Source organism: Staphylococcus sp. EG-SA-2 (assembly GCF_017152085.1).
The window spans coordinates 1-2,632 of record NZ_JACYHC010000602.1 but is presented as its reverse complement, the minus strand read 5'-3'; the positions used below and the strand labels follow the sequence as shown (position 1 = coordinate 2,632).

At 34.0% G+C, this 2,632-nt stretch carries 3 protein-coding genes; 1 reads left to right on the top strand and 2 read right to left on the bottom strand.

The window, feature by feature from the left end:
- Window positions 1-718, bottom strand: a 718-nt coding sequence (locus IDG60_RS10740) for an ATP-grasp domain-containing protein (protein ID WP_206160681.1), incomplete at its 3' end; no start/stop codon positions are given.
- Window positions 705-1,187, bottom strand: a complete 483-nt coding sequence (gene purE, locus IDG60_RS10735; RefSeq protein WP_000861572.1) for a 5-(carboxyamino)imidazole ribonucleotide mutase — start codon at window positions 1,185-1,187, stop codon at window positions 705-707. The genes IDG60_RS10740 and purE, both read right to left, overlap by 14 nt.
- Window positions 1,188-1,387: 200 nt before the next feature.
- Between purE and folD the strand changes: the two genes are divergently transcribed.
- Window positions 1,388-2,248 (top strand): bifunctional methylenetetrahydrofolate dehydrogenase/methenyltetrahydrofolate cyclohydrolase FolD, encoded by an 861-nt coding sequence (gene folD / locus IDG60_RS10730; RefSeq protein WP_206160680.1) that lies wholly within the window; start codon window positions 1,388-1,390, stop codon window positions 2,246-2,248.
- The last annotated feature ends 384 nt before the right edge of the window (window positions 2,249-2,632 follow it).

The following is a 2,632-nucleotide window of genomic DNA, read 5'->3' as shown; positions in this document are numbered from 1 at the left end:
TATTAACTTGCTCTTTCGCCTCAGCTGTTTTATCTATTCTCGCTGGAACAATTGTTTTGAAAAGTATTTGATTTCTATGCTCATTTTCTTGTAATGGGAAAAAAGTGATTTGATTGTTGTTTCCTCTTGTAACAGTAAGAGATACTTCTTTCTTGATATTCAAATATTTTTCAGCTACGCATTCACTAGTTTCAATTAATTTAAAACCTTCTTGTAAGTCTTTTTCGTTGTTAATTAAAACTTGACCTTTGCCATCGTAGCCACCAAATCTAGTTTTTACAATAAAAGGATATCCTAATGTTTCAATTGCTTTGTCAATATCTGTAGATTCTTTTACTGAAATGAACGGGACAACTTTGGTACCAGCACTTTTTAATGTTTCTTTTTCAGTTAAGCGGTCTTGTAATAACTGTATAGCTTGGTAACCTTGCGGAATATTGTACTTTTCACATAATAGTTTTAATTGTTGGGCTGAAATGTTTTCAAATTCATAAGTAATCACATCACATTTTTGTCCTAATTGATTGAGTGCCTTTTCATCGTCATACTTGGCTTGTATAAATTCGTGTGCAACGTATCTACATGGACAATCTTCAGAAGGATCCAATACAACCACTTTATAACCCATTTTTTGAGCTGATTGTGCCATCATCTTTCCAAGCTGACCACCACCAATAATGCCAATAGTCGCACCAAACTTTAATTTATTGAAGTTCATTTTGCATGTCCTCCACTTTTTGAATTAACGAAGATTCATACTGATTTAGTTTTTCAACTAAAGAAGGATTTTGAATACTTAACATTCTTGCTGCAAGTATACCTGCGTTTTTAGCACCTGCTGCACCAATTGCAGTCGTTGCAACCGGAATACCTCCTGGCATTTGAACAATTGATAATAAAGAATCTATACCCTTTAAACTTTTTGTTTCAATCGGCACACCAATAACTGGTAGCGTCGTTAATGATGCAACCATACCTGGTAAATGTGCCGCACCGCCAGCGCCTGCAATGATAATGTTTATACCTCTTTCTCTCGCTTCAGAAGCAAATTGAACCATCATTTTTGGCGTACGATGTGCGGATACTACTTGTTTTTCGTACGGAATTTCAAAATAATCCAACATGTTACAACTCTCTTGCATAATTTTCCAATCGGAAGAACTGCCCATAATGACTGCTACTTTCACTTTGTACACCCTTTCAAAAGTTTGAATTGTGAATTACTTTAGTTGTATATTATAGATATAGCATAACAAGCAATTTCTGCTTTTTCAATCAAAAATCGAACTTTATTTTGATTTTTTGTTTGAATTTACGTCTTTTGCTATGTAAATTAGTTTTATGAACTAACAAAGTTAGGATATTGACAATAGGAGGAGAAGTTTTTATGGTTGCTAAAATTTTAGATGGTAAACAAATTGCCAAAGACTACAGACAGGGGTTACAAGATCAAGTTGAAGCGCTAAAAGAAAAGGGTTTTACACCTAAATTATCCGTTATATTAGTTGGTAATGATGGCGCTAGTCAAAGTTATGTTAGATCAAAAAAGAAAGCAGCTGAAAAAATTGGTATGATTTCAGAAATCGTACATTTGGAAGAAACAGCTACTGAAGAAGAAGTATTAAACGAACTAAATAGACTAAATAATGATGATTCTGTAAGTGGTATTTTGGTACAAGTACCATTACCAAAACAAGTTAGCGAACAGAAAATATTAGAAGCAATCAATCCTGAAAAAGATGTGGACGGATTTCATCCAATAAATATAGGGAAATTATATATCGATGAACAAACTTTTGTACCTTGCACACCGCTCGGCATCATGGAAATATTAAAACATGCAGATATTGATTTAGAAGGTAAAAATGCAGTTGTAATTGGACGAAGTCATATTGTCGGACAACCAGTTTCTAAGTTACTACTTCAAAAAAATGCATCAGTAACAATCTTACATTCTCGTTCAAAAGATATGGCATCATATTTAAAAGATGCTGATGTCATTGTCAGTGCAGTTGGTAAGCCTAGTTTAGTAACAAAAGATGTGGTCAAAGAAGGAGCAGTAATTATCGATGTTGGCAATACGCCAGATGAAAATGGCAAATTAAAAGGTGACGTTGATTATGATGCGGTTAAAGAAATTGCTGGAGCTATTACACCAGTTCCTGGTGGCGTTGGTCCATTAACAATTACTATGGTATTAAATAATACTTTGCTTGCAGAAAAAATGCGTCGAGGTATTGATTCGTAAAGAGCCTGAGACATAAATCAATGTTCTATGCTCTACAAAGTTATAATGGCAGTAGTTGACTGAACGAAAATTCGCTTGTAACAAGCTTTTTTCAATTCTAGTCAACCTTGCCGGGGTGGGACGACGAAATAAATTTTACGAAAATATCATTTCTGTCCCACTCCCTAATAACTGAGTTTTAATGAACTCTTTTAACCCACATTAAATATTATTTTGCAATTGCAATGAATAACAAGAAAAACCTGGGACATTAATCGATCAAATGCTCCCTTCAAAGTAGACATTGAATAAATGAAGGCTTTGAAGGGAGCATTTCACTTTGTTCTTGGCTCAACAATTTTATATAGACAGTAGTTAATTGAATGAAAATAAGCTTGTAACAAG